The 13,969-nt window shown below is 71.9% G+C and carries 16 protein-coding genes and 1 pseudogene; 11 read left to right on the plus strand and 6 right to left on the minus strand.

Going from position 1 to position 13,969, the window contains the following annotated elements:
* Positions 1–88: 88 nt before the first annotated feature.
* Positions 89–538, minus strand: coding sequence for a PGPGW domain-containing protein (locus A6Q79_RS13325; RefSeq protein WP_286690134.1), 450 nt, complete (start codon positions 536–538; stop codon positions 89–91).
* Positions 539–666: 128 nt separating this feature from the next.
* Between A6Q79_RS13325 and A6Q79_RS13330 the strand changes: the two genes are divergently transcribed.
* From A6Q79_RS13330 to A6Q79_RS13340, 3 genes are read left to right on the plus strand one after another with little or no spacing between them, the layout of a single operon-like run.
* The gene (locus A6Q79_RS13330) at positions 667–1,974 is read left to right on the plus strand and encodes a cyclopropane-fatty-acyl-phospholipid synthase family protein (RefSeq protein ID WP_286690133.1); all 1,308 of its coding nucleotides are present in this window, start codon (positions 667–669) and stop codon (positions 1,972–1,974) included.
* Positions 1,971–2,777 (plus strand): DUF1295 domain-containing protein, encoded by an 807-nt coding sequence (locus A6Q79_RS13335; RefSeq protein WP_286690132.1) that lies wholly within the window; start codon positions 1,971–1,973, stop codon positions 2,775–2,777. Before A6Q79_RS13330 ends, A6Q79_RS13335 begins: the two co-directional genes overlap by 4 nt.
* Positions 2,778–2,779: 2 nt before the next feature.
* The gene (locus tag A6Q79_RS13340; RefSeq protein ID WP_286690131.1) at positions 2,780–3,685 is read left to right on the plus strand and encodes an NAD(P)H-binding protein; all 906 of its coding nucleotides are present in this window, start codon (positions 2,780–2,782) and stop codon (positions 3,683–3,685) included.
* Between the two features lie 48 nt (positions 3,686–3,733).
* Here A6Q79_RS13340 and A6Q79_RS13345 read toward each other — a convergent pair whose 3' ends face one another.
* The gene (locus tag A6Q79_RS13345; RefSeq protein WP_067859227.1) at positions 3,734–4,423 is read right to left on the minus strand and encodes a metal-dependent transcriptional regulator; all 690 of its coding nucleotides are present in this window, start codon (positions 4,421–4,423) and stop codon (positions 3,734–3,736) included.
* Positions 4,424–4,469: 46 nt separating this feature from the next.
* Here A6Q79_RS13345 and A6Q79_RS13350 point away from each other — a divergent pair, with 46 nt between their 5' ends.
* The 3 genes from A6Q79_RS13350 (at position 4,470) to A6Q79_RS13360 (ending at position 7,324) form a co-directional block, all read left to right on the plus strand.
* A complete protein-coding gene (locus A6Q79_RS13350; RefSeq protein WP_286690130.1) occupies positions 4,470–5,825 on the plus strand; it encodes a deoxyribodipyrimidine photo-lyase in 1,356 nt (451 codons plus the stop codon).
* Positions 5,826–5,863: 38 nt separating this feature from the next.
* Positions 5,864–6,583 carry a hypothetical protein gene (locus tag A6Q79_RS13355; protein WP_286690129.1) on the plus strand — a complete coding sequence of 240 codons (720 nt, stop codon included), beginning with the start codon at positions 5,864–5,866 and terminating at the stop codon, positions 6,581–6,583.
* Between the two features lie 81 nt (positions 6,584–6,664).
* Positions 6,665–7,324, plus strand: coding sequence for a hypothetical protein (locus A6Q79_RS13360; RefSeq protein WP_317698602.1), 660 nt, complete (start codon positions 6,665–6,667; stop codon positions 7,322–7,324).
* 678 nt (positions 7,325–8,002) lie between these two features.
* Here the strand turns inward: A6Q79_RS13360 and A6Q79_RS13365 are convergent.
* Positions 8,003–9,259 (minus strand): MFS transporter, encoded by a 1,257-nt coding sequence (locus tag A6Q79_RS13365; RefSeq protein WP_286690127.1) that lies wholly within the window; start codon positions 9,257–9,259, stop codon positions 8,003–8,005.
* 50 nt (positions 9,260–9,309) lie between these two features.
* Here A6Q79_RS13365 and A6Q79_RS13370 point away from each other — a divergent pair, with 50 nt between their 5' ends.
* Positions 9,310–9,588 carry a hypothetical protein gene (locus tag A6Q79_RS13370; RefSeq protein ID WP_253025884.1) on the plus strand — a complete coding sequence of 93 codons (279 nt, stop codon included), beginning with the start codon at positions 9,310–9,312 and terminating at the stop codon, positions 9,586–9,588.
* 22 nt (positions 9,589–9,610) lie between these two features.
* Here A6Q79_RS13370 and pdxH read toward each other — a convergent pair whose 3' ends face one another.
* Entirely contained in the window at positions 9,611–10,267 is a 657-nt protein-coding gene (gene pdxH, locus A6Q79_RS13375; RefSeq protein WP_286690126.1) for a pyridoxamine 5'-phosphate oxidase, read from the minus strand.
* 80 nt (positions 10,268–10,347) lie between these two features.
* Between pdxH and A6Q79_RS13380 the strand changes: the two are divergent.
* Positions 10,348–11,352, plus strand: a pseudogene (locus A6Q79_RS13380) (citrate synthase 2).
* On the opposite strand, the gene A6Q79_RS13385 reads toward A6Q79_RS13380, so the two are convergent.
* Complete coding sequence (locus A6Q79_RS13385; RefSeq protein ID WP_317698605.1) at positions 11,283–11,438, minus strand: hypothetical protein; 156 nt, start codon at positions 11,436–11,438, stop codon at positions 11,283–11,285. The pseudogene A6Q79_RS13380 and the gene A6Q79_RS13385 overlap by 70 nt on opposite strands.
* 27 nt (positions 11,439–11,465) lie before the next feature.
* Here A6Q79_RS13385 and A6Q79_RS13390 point away from each other — a divergent pair, with 27 nt between their 5' ends.
* Positions 11,466–12,284, plus strand: coding sequence for an aldo/keto reductase (locus A6Q79_RS13390; protein WP_286690125.1), 819 nt, complete (start codon positions 11,466–11,468; stop codon positions 12,282–12,284).
* A 119-nt stretch (positions 12,285–12,403) separates the two neighbouring features.
* On the opposite strand, the gene A6Q79_RS13395 is transcribed toward A6Q79_RS13390, so the two are convergent.
* Positions 12,404–12,610, minus strand: a complete 207-nt coding sequence (locus A6Q79_RS13395; RefSeq protein WP_286690124.1) for a hypothetical protein — start codon at positions 12,608–12,610, stop codon at positions 12,404–12,406.
* A gap of 180 nt (positions 12,611–12,790) precedes the next feature.
* On the opposite strand from A6Q79_RS13395, the gene A6Q79_RS13400 reads away from it, so the two are divergent.
* Both A6Q79_RS13400 and A6Q79_RS13405 read left to right on the plus strand, forming a co-directional pair.
* Positions 12,791–13,582 (plus strand): purine-nucleoside phosphorylase, encoded by a 792-nt coding sequence (locus tag A6Q79_RS13400; protein WP_317698603.1) that lies wholly within the window; start codon positions 12,791–12,793, stop codon positions 13,580–13,582.
* Between the two features lie 12 nt (positions 13,583–13,594).
* Positions 13,595–13,969 (plus strand): TetR family transcriptional regulator (locus tag A6Q79_RS13405; protein ID WP_317698604.1); only part of this gene is annotated, 375 nt, incomplete at its 3' end.

Raw genomic sequence — 13,969 nt, forward strand, 5'->3', positions numbered from 1 at the left:
CACGAAGGCCGTGCCCGCCAGGACCGCGAGGACCGCCACCAGGGCGGTCGTCCGGACGCTGCGCGTGCGTGAGGTCACGCGCCGGAGACTACCGCTCCCGCCACCTCAGCACGCTGTACACGAGCAGACCCCACGCCGCGAAGGCCGACGCGACCAGCCCGAGACCCGTGGCCCAGCCCGCCGCGGGCAGCTGGGGCCCGAAGCCGACGCCCAGCACCTCGAACTCCGGGATCGTCGGGCTCACCCACCACACGACACCGAGCACGGCGAGCCAGACGCCGCCGAGCGCGCTCAGGACGATGCGCGGCCAGGTGGCCACGCCGAACCGGGCCGCCTCCACCGCCTTCTCGCGCAAGGGGTCCAGCACCCGCCGCGCCCACGCGTGCTGCCGTGCCAGGATCGTGATGCCCGCGAGGATGATGAGCAGACCAGGACCCGGCAACGGCCAGAGGATGATGCCGATGACGACGACCGCCCAGCCGAGCACCTCCGTGACGACCCTCTCCACCACGCCCTGATCGCGGGCCCGACCTTCCATGCGCTCAGGATGCCGCACGGCCCCAGCCGCGGCACCCGACGCCCACCGATCCCCGACGCCGACGGCGTCGAACCACCCTCGCGGACCCCGGCTGGCGGGGCCGACCCGACCGGACCAGGATTGACCCCATGAACAAGGCTGCTGCGCTGCACTCCCTCGCCGAGGACGCCCTCGGCATGACCCTCCCCGTCCGACTGCGGCTGTGGGACGGCAGCGAGGCCGGCCCCGAGGACGCACCCGTCCTGGTGCTGCGCGACAAGCGCGCGGTCCGCCACGTGCTGTACTCCCCCGGCGAGCTGGGCGTCGCCCGCGCGTACGTGCAGGGCGACCTCGACATCGAGGGCGACCTCGCCGACGGCCTGCGGACCATGTGGGAGGCCGTCCGCGACGCCCGCGCCGCCGACGCGAACGCCGCACGCCCGCGCATCAAGGCCCGGCACGCGCTGCGCGGCGCCTGGCTGGCCGTGCGGCTCGGCGCGATCGGTCGACGTCCGAAGGCACCCGCCGCCGAGTCGAACCTGACGGGCGAGCTGCACAGCCGCGAGCGCGACCGCGCCGCCATCAGCCACCACTACGACCTCTCCAACGACTTCTACGAGCTCGTCCTCGACCCGCAGATGGCCTACTCGAGCGGCTTCCACGCCGACCCGACCTGGTCGCTGGAGCAGGCGCAGACCGCCAAGCTCGACCTCGTGTGCCGCAAGCTCGGCCTCCGCCCCGGCATGCGGATGCTCGACATCGGCTCGGGCTGGGGCTCGCTCAGCCTGCACGCCGCCGAGCACTACGGCGTCCACGTCACCGGCGTCACCCTGTCGCACGAGCAGCGCGACTTCGTCATGAAGCGCGCCGCAGAGCGCGGGCTGCAGGGTCGCGTCGAGGTGAGCCTGCGCCACTTCCGCGACCTCGCGGGGGCGGGCGTGGCCGACGGCACCATCGACGCGATCGCCTCGATCGAGATGGGCGAGCACGTCGGCGACGAGGAGTACGTCGTGTTCACCGAGTCGATCCACCGCTACCTGCGTCCCGGCGGCCGCGTGCTGATCCAGCAGATGTCGCGCAGCAACGACCAGGTCGGCGACCGTCCCGGCGGCGGCCCGTTCATCGAGACCTACATCGCCCCCGACATGCACATGAAGCCGATCGCCAAGACCATCGGCCTGATCGCCGGGGCCGGCCTGGAGATCCGCGACGTGCAGGCGATGCGCGAGCACTACCCGATGACGGTCGCCGGCTGGGCCCGCAACCTCGAGGAGAACTGGGGCACCGCGGTCGCGCTCGTCGGCGAGGAGACCGCCCGCGTGTGGCGTCTCTACCTGGCGGGCGGGTCGCTCGCGTTCGAGGAGAACCGCATGGGTGTCGACCAGATCCTCGCCGTCAAGCCGTCGCCGGCCGGACGCTCCGACATGCCGCTGACCCCGCTGGAGTGGCTCGCATGATCGCCAACGACGGCTCGCACAGCCTGCTCACGCTCGCGATCGGGTTGGCGACCGTCGTCGTCTTCATGGGCGCCTGCATGGCCATCTCCGTGCGCGTGCAGAAGCTCACCGTCGTCGACACCGCCTGGCCCCTCGGGTTCGTGCTCGTCGCCGTCGTGTCCGTCTTCGTGACGAACGCCGGCGACGGCATGCCCGCGCCGCAGCTCCTCCTGCTGGTCCTCGTGACGCTGTGGGGCCTGCGCCTCGCCGCGCACCTGTACCACCGCAACAGCGGCAAGGACGAGGACCCGCGCTACGCCGAGCTGGCCGAGGCCGACGGCCGCTCGTTCGCGCAGGTCGCGCTCACCCGGGTGTTCCTGCCGCAGGGCATCGCGATGTTCCTCGTCGCCACCCCGGTCATGGTCGGCATGAACAACCTCGGCGTCGTCGGCTGGCTCGGGTGGCTCGGCGTCGTCGTGTGGGCGGTCGGCCTGTTCTTCGAGGCCGTCGGCGACTGGCAGCTCGCCCAGTTCAAGAAGGACCCCGACAACAAGGGGAAGATCATGGACCAGGGCCTGTGGCGCTACACCCGGCACCCGAACTACTTCGGTGACGCCTGCGTGTGGGCCGGCATCTGGCTGGTCGCCGCGTCGTCGTGGGCCGGTGTCGCCACCGTCGTCAGCCCGATCGCCATGACGATCTTCCTCACCAAGGTCACCGGGGCCGCGAACAACGAGAAGGGCATGCGCAAGAGCAAGCCCGGCTACGACGACTACGTGCGTCGCACGAGCGGCTTCATCCCCCTGCCCCCGAAGAAGGCCTGAGCATGGCGCCGGTGCTCGTCACCGGGGTCACCGGCTTCGTCGGCGCCCACCTGGCCGCGCGACTCGTCGAGCTCGGCCGCGAGGTGCGCGTGCTCGTGCGCGACCCGGCCCGGCTGCCCGACGCCGGGTGGGTCGAGCACGTCGAGGTCGTGCGCGGCGACGCGACCGACGCGGCGTCGCTGGAGCGGGCGCTCGACGGCGTGGCCGTGGCCCACTACCTCCTGCACGCGATGTCCGACGGCGACGACTACGCGGCCGCCGACCGCGAGATGGCGCAGACGTTCGCCGCCGCGGCCGAGCGGGCCGGCGTGCGTCGCATCGTCTACCTGGGCGGCCTGCGCCCGCCGGCCGGCAGCGAGCCGACCGAGCACCTCGCGTCGCGCGACGAGGTCGCGCAGATCCTCCTCGCCGGCGCGGTGCCCGCCGTCGTCCTGCGCGCGGGCATGGTCATCGGACGCGGGTCGGCGTCGTTCGACCTCATGGAGGTCGCGACCCGGCTGCTGCCCGTGGTGGTCGGGCCGACGTGGCTGCGCCGGCACATGCAGCCGGTCGCGCTCGACGACCTGCTGCACTACCTCGTCGCCGTCACCGACCTCGACGACGACGTGAACCGAGGCTTCGACGTGGGTGGTCCCGACGTCATGAGCTACCGGGAGCTGCTGGAGGCGCACGCGCACGCGTCGGGCCGTCGTCGTCCTCCGACGCTGCTGTTCCCCGTGCTGCTGCCGCACACGTTCAGCCTGGTCGTCGGCACGCTCGCGCCCGGGTCGAGCTCGCTGAACGCGGCCCTCGTGCACAGCCTCAGCCTCGACATGGTGTGCACCGAGCGCGACCTCGAGACGCTCGTGGGCCCGCCCGAGGGCGGCCCGACCGGTGTCGAGGAGGCCTTGCGGCGCGCGAACGCCTGAGCGTCGCGTCGTCGTAGGGCTTGACCGTGCGGGCCAGGCCCGGGGCGGCTACTCGCTGACGAAGATGTGCACCGCGGCGTCGGCGTCGACCTCGGCGGTCTCGCCCTGGCGGGCGACGACGACGCCGTCGTGACCGCGCGAGACGAGGACGTCGTTGCCGGGCAGCGCGCCGACCCGGCGCAGCACCGACATGACCTCGGTGTCCTTCTGCAGCTCCTCGGCGATGCGACGCACGATCCGGCGGACCGGCTCGTCGCCACCGCGGACCGCACGGGTGAGCGGCTCCACGCCGTGCAGGAACAGGGAGGGGTCGACGGTCTCGCCGAGCTCGTCCAGGCCCGGGATTGGGTTGCCGTACGGCGACTCCGTGGGGTGCTCGAGCAGCTCGACCAGGCGGCGCTCGACCTGCTCGGACATGACGTGCTCCCAGCGGCACGCCTCCTCGTGCACGAACTCGATCTCCAGACCGATGATGTCGGTGAGCAGACGCTCCGCGAGGCGGTGCTTGCGCATGACGCGGGTGGCGAGGGCGCGGCCCTTGTCGGACAGCTCGAGGTGACGGTCGCCCTCGACGGTGAGCAGGCCGTCGCGCTCCATGCGGGCGACGGTCTGGCTGACCGTCGGGCCGCTCTGGTGCAGACGCTCGGCGATGCGCGCGCGCAGGGGGACGATGCCCTCCTCCTCCAGCTCGAAGACGGTGCGCAGGTACATCTCGGTGGTGTCGATCAGCTCGCTCACGCGCCCATTGTTCCATGGCGTGCAGACAGCCCGTGCACGCGTGAGGATGAGAACCGTGTCGACCTCCGTGATCTGCTTCCGCTCCGACTTCCGGCTGAACGACAACCCCGCGCTCCGCGAGGCGATCGAGGCGGGCCCGGACGGGGTCGTGCCGATGTTCGTGCTCGACGACCACTACTGGGGACCGAACGGTCGGACCCGCCTGGCCTACCTCATGGCGCTCCTGCGCGACCTCGACGAGCGCGTCGGCGGGCTCACGGTCGTGCACGGCAAGCCGTGGGAGGCGGTGCCCCGCGTCGCCCGGGCGGTCGGGGCGACGAGCGTGCACGTGGCCGCCGACTACGGCCCGTACGAGAAGGACCGTGACGACCGGGTCGAGAAGGCGCTCGCCGACGACGACGTCGCCCTCGTGCGCACGGGCTCGTCGTACGCCGTCGCGCCGGGGCGGGTCACGAAGGACGACGGCAGCCCGTACCGCGTCTTCACGCCGTTCTACCGCGCCTGGCGGCAGCACGGGTGGCGCGCGCCCGCTCCCGGCGTGCGGTCGGTGCCGTGGATCCGCGCCGACGTGCGCACCAAGCAGATCCCCGACGTCGACCCGCCCGACGGCGTCGCGCTCCCGCCGCTGGGCGAGGACGCCGCCCGGCGTCGCTGGCGCGAGTACCTCGACCAGGTCGACGAGTACGACGACCTGCGCGACCTGCCCGGGCGCGACGCGACGTCGCGCATGTCGGTGCACCTGAAGTGGGGGACGATCCACCCGCGCACGATGCTCGCCGACCTCGCCGAGCGAGGCAGCAAGGGGGCGGAGGCGTATGCGCGCGAGCTCGCGTTCCGCGAGTTCTACGCCGACGTCGTGCACCACCGACCCGACACGCTCGCCGGCTACTACGACAAGCGGTTCGAGGCGATGGACTACGACGAGCCGGGCGAGGACCTGCAGGCGTGGAAGGACGGACGCACCGGGTTCCCGATCGTCGACGCCGGCATGCGCCAGCTGCTCGCCGAGGGCTGGATGCACAACCGGGTGCGCATGATCGTCGCCAGCTTCCTCGTGAAGGACCTGCACCTGGAGTGGACCGTGGGCGCCGACCACTTCCTCGACCTGCTCGTCGACGCCGACCCGCCGTCGAACCAGCACGGCTGGCAGTGGGTCGCGGGCTGCGGCACCGACGCGTCGCCGTACTTCCGCATCTTCAACCCGACGTCGCAGGGCAAGAAGTTCGATCCCGACGGGACCTACGTCCGACGCTGGGTGCCGGAGCTGCAAGACGTGCCAAGAAAGTTCGTCCACGAGCCGTGGAGGCTGGACGAGCCGCCGGCCGACTACCCCGCCCCCATCGTCGACCACGCCGAGGAGCGCCAGGAGTCGCTGCGTCGGTACGAGGCGCTCCGGTCCTGATCCGTCGCGGACGGTCCGCGCCTGGTTACGGTGGATCAGTGACCACGATCCCCCGCAGGTTCAACGGCCCCGAGCACTCCGGCAACGGAGGGTGGGTCAGCGGGCTGCTCGCCCACGAGCAGACCCAGCGGCACGGCGACGAGGTCGTGACGGCCACGCTGCGCCAGCCCCCGCCGCTCGAGGTGCCGCTCACGTGGGAGGAGCACCCCGACGAGGTCCGGCTCGTGACGGCGGGCGGGGCGCTGATCGGGCAGGCGTCGGCCGGTGCGTTCGAGCACGACCCCCTGCCCGCGCCGTCGGCCGAGGAGGCCGAGGCCGGCGTGGCGTCCTACCCCGGCTTCACGCTGCACCCGTTCGACCGGTGCTTCACCTGCGGCACGGCCCGGGAGGCCGGCGACGGCCTGCGGCTGTTCACCGGACCGGTGGGCGACGGCCGGCGCACCGCAGGCACCTGGACGCCCGACCCGGGCGTGGCCGGCGACGACGGGCTGCTCGACGTGCCGACCACCTGGGCGGCGCTGGACTGCCCGGGCGGCTGGGCCGCCGACTTCACCGCTCAGGCGATGGTGCTCGGCCGCATGACGGCGCACGTGCTGCGCCGTCCGGCCGCGGGCGAGCCGCTGGTCGCGTCCGGTCTGCTGCGCGAGCGCGACGGTCGCAAGTTCCGCACCGCCACCGCCCTGCACACCACCGACGGCGAGCTGCTCGGTCGCGCCGAGCAGGTGTGGATCGAGATCGACCTCGCCCGCTTCTCCTGAGAGCAGCTCTCCCACCGCACAGAACTCCGACCGCAACGGTCGCGTCCGCACGTTGTCAGCGGGATCTGCGACGCTGACCGGATGACCGTAGGTGCGAGTGCACATGTCTTGTTCCCCGACATGGCAAGGCCCGACTACGAGCTCGGGTCGAAGGTCGCCGCCGCGCTCGCAGTCGGGTCCTCCTGGAAGCACAGGAAGGTTGAAAGCCTGCGCCTGCTCGAAGGAGAGCTCGGGCGGCGGCGGGTCTCGCTGGACTTCACGCCCTACGGAGATGCAACCGTCGGAGGCGACGCCGAGCAGCCGACGTGGCGCATCGTGCCCTTGACGATGCTGGAGAAGCGACCGCTCAGAGATTTCGACCTGCAGGACCAGGACGGACGTCCGTTGACTGTTCTGGGGCGCACCGACGACGGCTTCGTAGCCTGGTCGGTCCTCGCAGAACGCTTCAGGGTCGACCTCGGCCATGATCTGGGACCTGACATCCTCCAGGCTCTGTACGACGTGGTTCACAGCCCCGCTGCGGAAGCAGCCAAGATTGCGGACGACCTCGTCGACGGCACGGTTCAAGGTGCCAGCGTGCTCGAGGCCGAGCGTCTGGACCGGGACACGAGTACCTCTGCAGTTGGACGTCGGCGGCGCCTCGGACGCGGCGTCGTACCACTTGGAGGTCCATGCGGTACCGGGGATGCTGATCTCTCACATGTCACTACCGATGGGAGCGGGCCACTCACCGTTCCGTGAAGACGATCAGGTCGGGTTGATAGGACACACAGTCGAGTCCTACGACGTCTCGCCACAGGAGAAGGCAGTCTTGAGCCTCATGGTTCCCCGCGGGGGAATGAGGTCAGTTGCTCTCTTCACCACTGCTTTCACGACCGTGGTCTTCGCTCTCGAACGACTGCTGCCCGGCGCGCACGAGGCTCTCCTGACCAGTAGCGACGGCGCTGGTGCCGTGCTCCTCATCATTCCTGCGGCGTACTCGCTGGCGCTCTCACGACCGAGCGAGAACGCCGTGCTCTCGCACCTGTGGTGGCCGTTGCGCTTGTTGACGGTCGTCTGCATCGTTCTCCTGCTCGCCGGGGCGGCAAGCCTCGTAGGAGTCCTGCACTCGCCCTTCACAGACGTGCTGTGGTGGAGCGGTTCTGCCGTTGCTGCCACGTCCCTGGCGATCCAGTGCTGGGCCTGGCTTGTGTCGGAGGCTCGGGGTACACCATGGTGAGAGCGCGATACGCTGGCGACGGAGGAACCTGACATGGCCCGGAAGATCAAGACCACTGAGCGTGCGATGGGAACGATTCGCTCCATCGAGGGAACACGTCGTTCCTCGTCGTCTGCAACCCGGTCCGTCGTCTCGGGCCGGTACGTCAAGCCCAGTAGCTCCAGCCCCAAGCCCACCTGACGGAACCTCCGCTCCGCTGTTCAGGGGGTGGGGTTGCGCGCGTCGTAGGCGCGGAAGCCTCGCGACCGCAGCCCGAACCACGCCGTCGCGGCCACGCAGAGCGCTCCGCCGACGGTCATCGCCCACGCCTCGCCGGCCAGACCGGCGAGCGAGCCCATCACGAAGTCGCCGAGTCGCGGCCCACCGGCGACGACGACGATGAACACCCCCTGCATCCGACCGCGCATCTCGTCGGGGGCGGCGGTCTGCAGGATGGTCGACCGGTACGCCGCGCTGACCATGTCGGCCGCACCGGAGCAGGCCAGCATCAGCACGCACAGCCACAGCAGCGAGGCGCCGGAGAACACCGAGACGCCGGCCAGGGCCACGACCGTGCCGTACACGCACACCGCCGCGACGACGGCCACGCCGTGGCGATGGACCCGGCTGACCCAGCCGGAGACGAGGAACGCGGCCACGGCACCGATCCCAGGCGCCGCCTGCAGCAGCCCCAAGGTCTCCGGCCCCGTGGCGAACACGGTGACGGCGAGCGCCGGGAACAGCGCCCTCGGCTGCGCCAGCACCATGGCGAACAGGTCGACGACGAACGTCATGCGCACGTTCGGCGCGGTGCCGAGGAAGCGCAGCCCCTCGACCACCGACCGCAGGCCGGGCGAGCCCTGCTGCGACGTCGGGGGCATGGCCGGGAGCCGCGACAACGAGTACAGCGCGGCGACGAACAGCACGACGTCGACCACGTAGGCGGCGTCGACGCCCTTCCACGCGATGAGGACGCCGCCGAGCAGCGGGCCGGCCGTGAAGGAGAGGTTCGTGGCCGCCATGCCCAGCGCGTTCGCCGCCGGCAGCAGCTCGGCCGGGAGCAGTCGCGGCAGCATCGCCGAGCGGGCGGGCTGGTTCACCGCGAACAGCGCCGACTGCACGGCCACCAGCCCGTAGAGGAATCCCACGGAGTCGATGCCGGCGAGGCTGTGCGCCACCAGCGCCATCGAGCACAGCCACAGCCCGAGCGCCGAGAACAGCGCCACCCGGCGTCGGTCGAAGGCGTCGGAGAGCGCGCCGCCGTAGAGACCGCCGAGCACCAGGGGCAGCAGCCCGGCGAGCCCGATCAGACCGACGGAGAACGACGAGCGGGTGAGCGAGTAGACCTCGAAGGCGATCGCGACGATCGTCATCTGCTGGCCGAAGGCCGACACGGTCTGGCCGATCCAGAGCCGTCGGTACGCCGGGGAGGCCCGCAGCGGGCGCACGTCGGTCAGCACCCCGGACAGTCGACTCACGCAACGATCCTGACGCATGCCCCGGACCTGCCGGTTGGCAGGATGCCCTCATGGCCCGCGCACCGATGTCGACGCAGAAGGTGCAGCAGTGGATCATCAGCCTGCTGGTGCTCGCCGTCTCGTGCTTCCCGCTCGGTGCCCTCACCGCCGCGGTCGCAATGCTCGCCGACGAGCGGCACGACGCGGCGCTGGTGCTCGTCGGCGTGATGGCGGCCCTCGGCATGGCCGCGGTGTCCGCCGGGCGCCTCGTCCACCGCCTCTCCCCCGTGTCGCCGTGGACCCTGCTCGGCCTGCTGCCCGCCCTCGCCGCGGCGGCGCTCTACCTCTGACGGCTGTGCGTCGTCCCGATCACTACGGCTGGAGCCGCACGCGTTCCCATCCCCCCACGTCGCGGCGGTACAGCAGCCGGTCGTGCACGCGGTTGCGTCGACCGTGCCAGAACTCGATGGTCTCCGGAACCAGGAGGTAGCCGCCCCAGGTCGACGGTCGCGGCACCTCGCCGTCGCCCGCCGCGTCCTCCGCGGCCCGGACCTGGGCCTCGAGGGCACGCCGGTCGGTGACGGGTCGGGACTGGTGGGACCCGACGGCGCCGACCTGGGCGCCGTGCGGTCGGCTCGCGAAGTAGGCGTCGCTCTCGGCCGCCGGCAGACGCTGCACGGACCCCTCCAACCGCACCTGGCGCTGCACGGGGTGCCACAGCAAGGTGGCGGCCGCCCGCGGGTTCGCCTCGAGCTCGCTGCCCTTGCGCGACGTGTAGTGCGTGAAGAACGTGACGCCGCGCTCGTCCAGGCCCTTCATGAGGACGATCCGCACCGACGGGCGACCGTCGAGGGTGGCGGTGCCGAGCGCCATCGCGTTCGGCTCCGGCACGCCCGCGTCGACGGCGTCCCGCAGCCACCGGGTCAGCAGGTCGAACGGGTCGTCGCCCGCCTGCGCCTCGTCGAGCCCGCCCTCCTCGTACTCGCTGCGCATCGCCGCCAGACGGTCGTGGTCGATCGGACGCTCCATGCGGCTCACGCTAGCGCCGCCCGGACCAGCCAGCAGGACTCGCCGTGCCGGGTGCTCATGGCTCAGGGCAGAATGCAGACATGGCTGATGACGTACAGGTGCACCACGGGCTCGAGGGAGTCGTCGCGTTCGAGAGCGAGATCGCCGAGCCCGACAAGGAAGGGTCCGCGCTGCGGTACCGCGGCGTCGACATCGACGACCTCGTCGGTCGCGTGCCGTTCGAGAAGATCTGGGGACTCCTCGTCGACGGCCACTACGAGCCGGGCCTGCCGCCCGCCGAGCCGTTCCCCATCCCCGTCCACTCCGGCGACATCCGCGCCGACGTGCAGAGCGCCATCGCGCTCACCGCGCCGGCCTGGGGCCTGCGCCAGCTGTACGACATCCAGACCCCCGAGCAGGTCCGCGAGGACCTCTCCCGCACCGCCGTCATGATCCTGTCGTACGTCGCCCAGGCGGCGCGCGGCGTCGGCCTGCCGATGGTGCCCCAGGCGGTCATCGACGAGCAGGAGACGATCGTCGAGCGCATGCTCATGCGCTGGCGCGGCGAGGTCAGCCAAGGCCATCGACGCCTACCTCGTGTCGGCCGCCGAGCACGGCATGAACGCCTCCACCTTCACCGCACGCGTGATCGCCTCCACCGGCGCCGACGTCGCCGCCGCGCTCTCGGGCGCGGTGGGCGCCATGTCGGGACCGCTGCACGGCGGCGCGCCCTCGCGCGTGCTGCACATGATCGAGCAGGTCGAGAAGTCCGGCGACGCCGAGGGCTACGTCAAGCAGCTCCTCGACTCCGGCGAGCGCCTCATGGGCTTCGGGCACCGCGTGTACCGCGCCGAGGACCCCCGTGCCCGCACCCTGCGCCGCACGGCCAAGGAGCTGAACGCGCCGCGCGCCGAGGTCGCCGAGGCCCTCGAGCAGGCCGCTCTGGCCGAGCTGCGCGCCCGTCGCCCCGACCGCGTGCTCGAGACCAACGTCGAGTTCTGGGCGGCCATCGTCCTCGACTTCGCCGAGGGTCGATCTACGTCGGTCCGTCCGAGCGCAAGGCCGACGAGGTCGACGGCTGGAACCCGGCCTGGGCCGACCGCTGACCCCACGCCCCGCGCGAGCACACGGCGCCCGCCCCGACCACGTCGGGGCGGGCGCCGTCGTCGTCGTCGCGGCTCGGGCTGCGCATCACCAGCAGGCCCCTACGGTGGAAGACATGACCGTACGCGACATCGCACTCAACGACGGCACGACGATCCCGCAGGTCGGTTTCGGCGTGTTCCAGATCGACCCCGCCGACACCCAGGCGGCCGTCGAGCAGGCGCTCGAGGTCGGCTACCGCCACATCGACACCGCCCGGATCTACGGCAACGAGGAGGGCGTCGGCGCCGCCCTGAAGGCCACGGGCCTCGCCGACGAGGTCTACGTGACCACGAAGCTGTGGAACGAGGACCAGGGTCACGAGTCCACGCTGCGCGCCTTCGACGCCAGCATGGGCCGCCTCGGCATCGACACGCTCGACCTCTACCTGATCCACTGGCCGACGCCCGCGCACGACACCTACGTCGACACGTGGAAGGCCTTCGAGCAGCTCAAGGCCGACGGGCGCGTGCACTCGATCGGCGTCTCGAACTTCCGCGTGCAGGACCTGCAGCGCCTCGCCGACGAGGGACTCACCACCCCGGTGGTCAACCAGATCGAGCTGCACCCGGCCCTCACGCAGGACGTGCTGCGCGCCTACCACGCCGAGCACGACATCGTGACCGAGGCGTGGAGCCCGCTGGCCCAGGGCGGGGTGCTCGACGAGTCCGCGGTCGTGGAGATCGCGCAGACGCACGACGCGACGCCGGGCCAGGTCGTGCTGGCGTGGCACCTCGCCCTCGACAACGTGGTCTTCCCGAAGTCGGTGACGCCGTCGCGCATCGCCGAGAACTTCGCCGCCACCGAGCTCACGCTCTCCGACGAGGAGCTGCAGCGCATCAGCGCGATCAACCGCGACGAGCGCACCGGCCCGGACCCGGCCGAGTTCAACTGACCCGCACGCGACGAGACCCTGGCCATCCCCCCGAACGGCCAGGGTCTCGTCGTGTGTGATGGACCATCCCCCCGAGATGCTCCACCGCCGACCCGTCCCCCGACAGGTCGGACGTCGTGTCAGCCGGCGTCGGGCACCAGTCCCGCGACCAGCGGCTGGATGCCGGCGGTGTCGTCGAGCGGCTGGATGCCCTCACCCAGGGGCTGGATGCCCTGGCCGAGCGGCTGGATTCCCTGGACGGTCGCGTTCGCGGCGGCCGGAGCCATCGTGAACAGGGCGGCGGCACCGGCTGAGGCGATCATGGAGCGCGTGCGGTTCGTCGACACCGTGGTTCCTTCCGTGGTCGTCCTGGTAGCAGGAGACTACACCGAACTAGTCCTTTGGGACTAGACCCTGGTAGTCATCAGTTTTTTGCGGCGCGGACGTCGCTCGCGCCTGGAACGCCGGGCGTCCGGTGCGCGGCCGGCCGCGGATGCCCCGACCGCGACGTCTCGTAGGGTGGGACGGTGACCACCGCAGACCTCGCCCGCGCCGCCGCGGATGCCCTGGCCGAACGCACCGGAGGGGCGGCCCACGACGTCGCCCTCGTCATGGGCTCGGGCTGGCTGCCCGCCGCCGACGCGCTCGGCACCCCCGACCACGAGATCGCGCTCGCGGACCTGCCCGGCTTCAGCGCCCCGGCGGTCGCGGGCCACGGCGGGACCGTCCGCTCGGTGCAGGTGGGCGAGCGTCGCGCCCTGGTGTTCCTGGGCCGGACCCACTTCTACGAGGGCAAGGGCGTGGCCGCCGTCGTGCACGGCGTCCGCACCGCAGCGGCCGCGGGCGTGCGCACGGTCGTGCTCACCAACGGCTGCGGCGGGCTCGACCCGCGCTGGACCCCCGGCACCCCCGTGCTGATCAGCGACCACATCAACCTGACGGCCACCTCCCCCATCGAGGGCGCGAACTTCGTCGACCTGACCGACCTGTACTCGAGCCGCCTGCGCGCCCTCTGCCGCGAGGTCGACCCGTCGCTCGACGAGGGGGTCTACGTGCAGTTCCCTGGACCGCACTACGAGACGCCGGCCGAGATCGGGATGGTCCGCGCGATCGGGGGAACCCTGGTGGGCATGTCGACCACGCTCGAGGCCATCGCCGCCCGAGAGGCGGGCATGGAGGTGCTGGGCATCAGCCTGGTCACCAACCTGGCGGCCGGCATCAGCGACCAGCCGCTGGACCACTCCGAGGTGATCGAGGCCGGTCGCGCGGCCGCCTCGCGCATGGGCGACCTCCTCAGCCGCGTCGTCCCCCGGATCTGACAGGAGCCCGCCATGACCGCACCCCCCTCTCCCGACACCTCCGGCGGTGGCCCCGCGTCCAGCGGCGCCGAGACCCGAGAGCGGCTCCTGGTCGCGGCCACGCGGGCGTTCGCCGAGCACGGCGTCGCCAACGCGTCCCTGCTCGACATCACCCGTCAGGCCGGCCAGCGCAACCGCGGCGCGGTCCACTACCACTTCGGCTCGCGCGAGGGTCTTCTCGCCGCGGTGCTCGAGCAGCACGCCGACTTCCTCGCCGAGCGCGAGCACCGTCTGCACCAGGCGGCGCTGGAGCGCCCCGCCGACGACCTCTCCGCGGCCCTCGAGGCGCTGGTGCGACCGGCGACCGAGCTCTCGGAGACCGGGTGGAGCGGCCGCTGCTACCTGGTG

This window comes from Aeromicrobium sp. REDSEA-S32_B7, from assembly GCF_001626145.1.
Lineage (GTDB): Bacteria > Actinomycetota > Actinomycetes > Propionibacteriales > Nocardioidaceae > Aeromicrobium > Aeromicrobium erythreum.

Coding starts and splice junctions, on each gene's coding strand:
- A6Q79_RS13325 (WP_286690134.1), bottom strand. CDS start 538: ATGGAAGGTCGGGCCCGCGATCAGGGCGTGGTGGAGAGGGTCGTCACG.
- A6Q79_RS13330 (WP_286690133.1), top strand. CDS start 667: ATGAACAAGGCTGCTGCGCTGCACTCCCTCGCCGAGGACGCCCTCGGC.
- A6Q79_RS13335 (WP_286690132.1), top strand. CDS start 1,971: ATGATCGCCAACGACGGCTCGCACAGCCTGCTCACGCTCGCGATCGGG.
- A6Q79_RS13340 (WP_286690131.1), top strand. CDS start 2,780: ATGGCGCCGGTGCTCGTCACCGGGGTCACCGGCTTCGTCGGCGCCCAC.
- A6Q79_RS13350 (WP_286690130.1), top strand. CDS start 4,470: ATGAGAACCGTGTCGACCTCCGTGATCTGCTTCCGCTCCGACTTCCGG.
- A6Q79_RS13360 (WP_317698602.1), top strand. CDS start 6,665: ATGACCGTAGGTGCGAGTGCACATGTCTTGTTCCCCGACATGGCAAGG.
- A6Q79_RS13370 (WP_253025884.1), top strand. CDS start 9,310: ATGGCCCGCGCACCGATGTCGACGCAGAAGGTGCAGCAGTGGATCATC.
- pdxH (WP_286690126.1), bottom strand. CDS start 10,267: ATGGAGCGTCCGATCGACCACGACCGTCTGGCGGCGATGCGCAGCGAG.
- A6Q79_RS13385 (WP_317698605.1), bottom strand. CDS start 11,438: ATGCGCAGCCCGAGCCGCGACGACGACGACGGCGCCCGCCCCGACGTG.
- A6Q79_RS13390 (WP_286690125.1), top strand. CDS start 11,466: ATGACCGTACGCGACATCGCACTCAACGACGGCACGACGATCCCGCAG.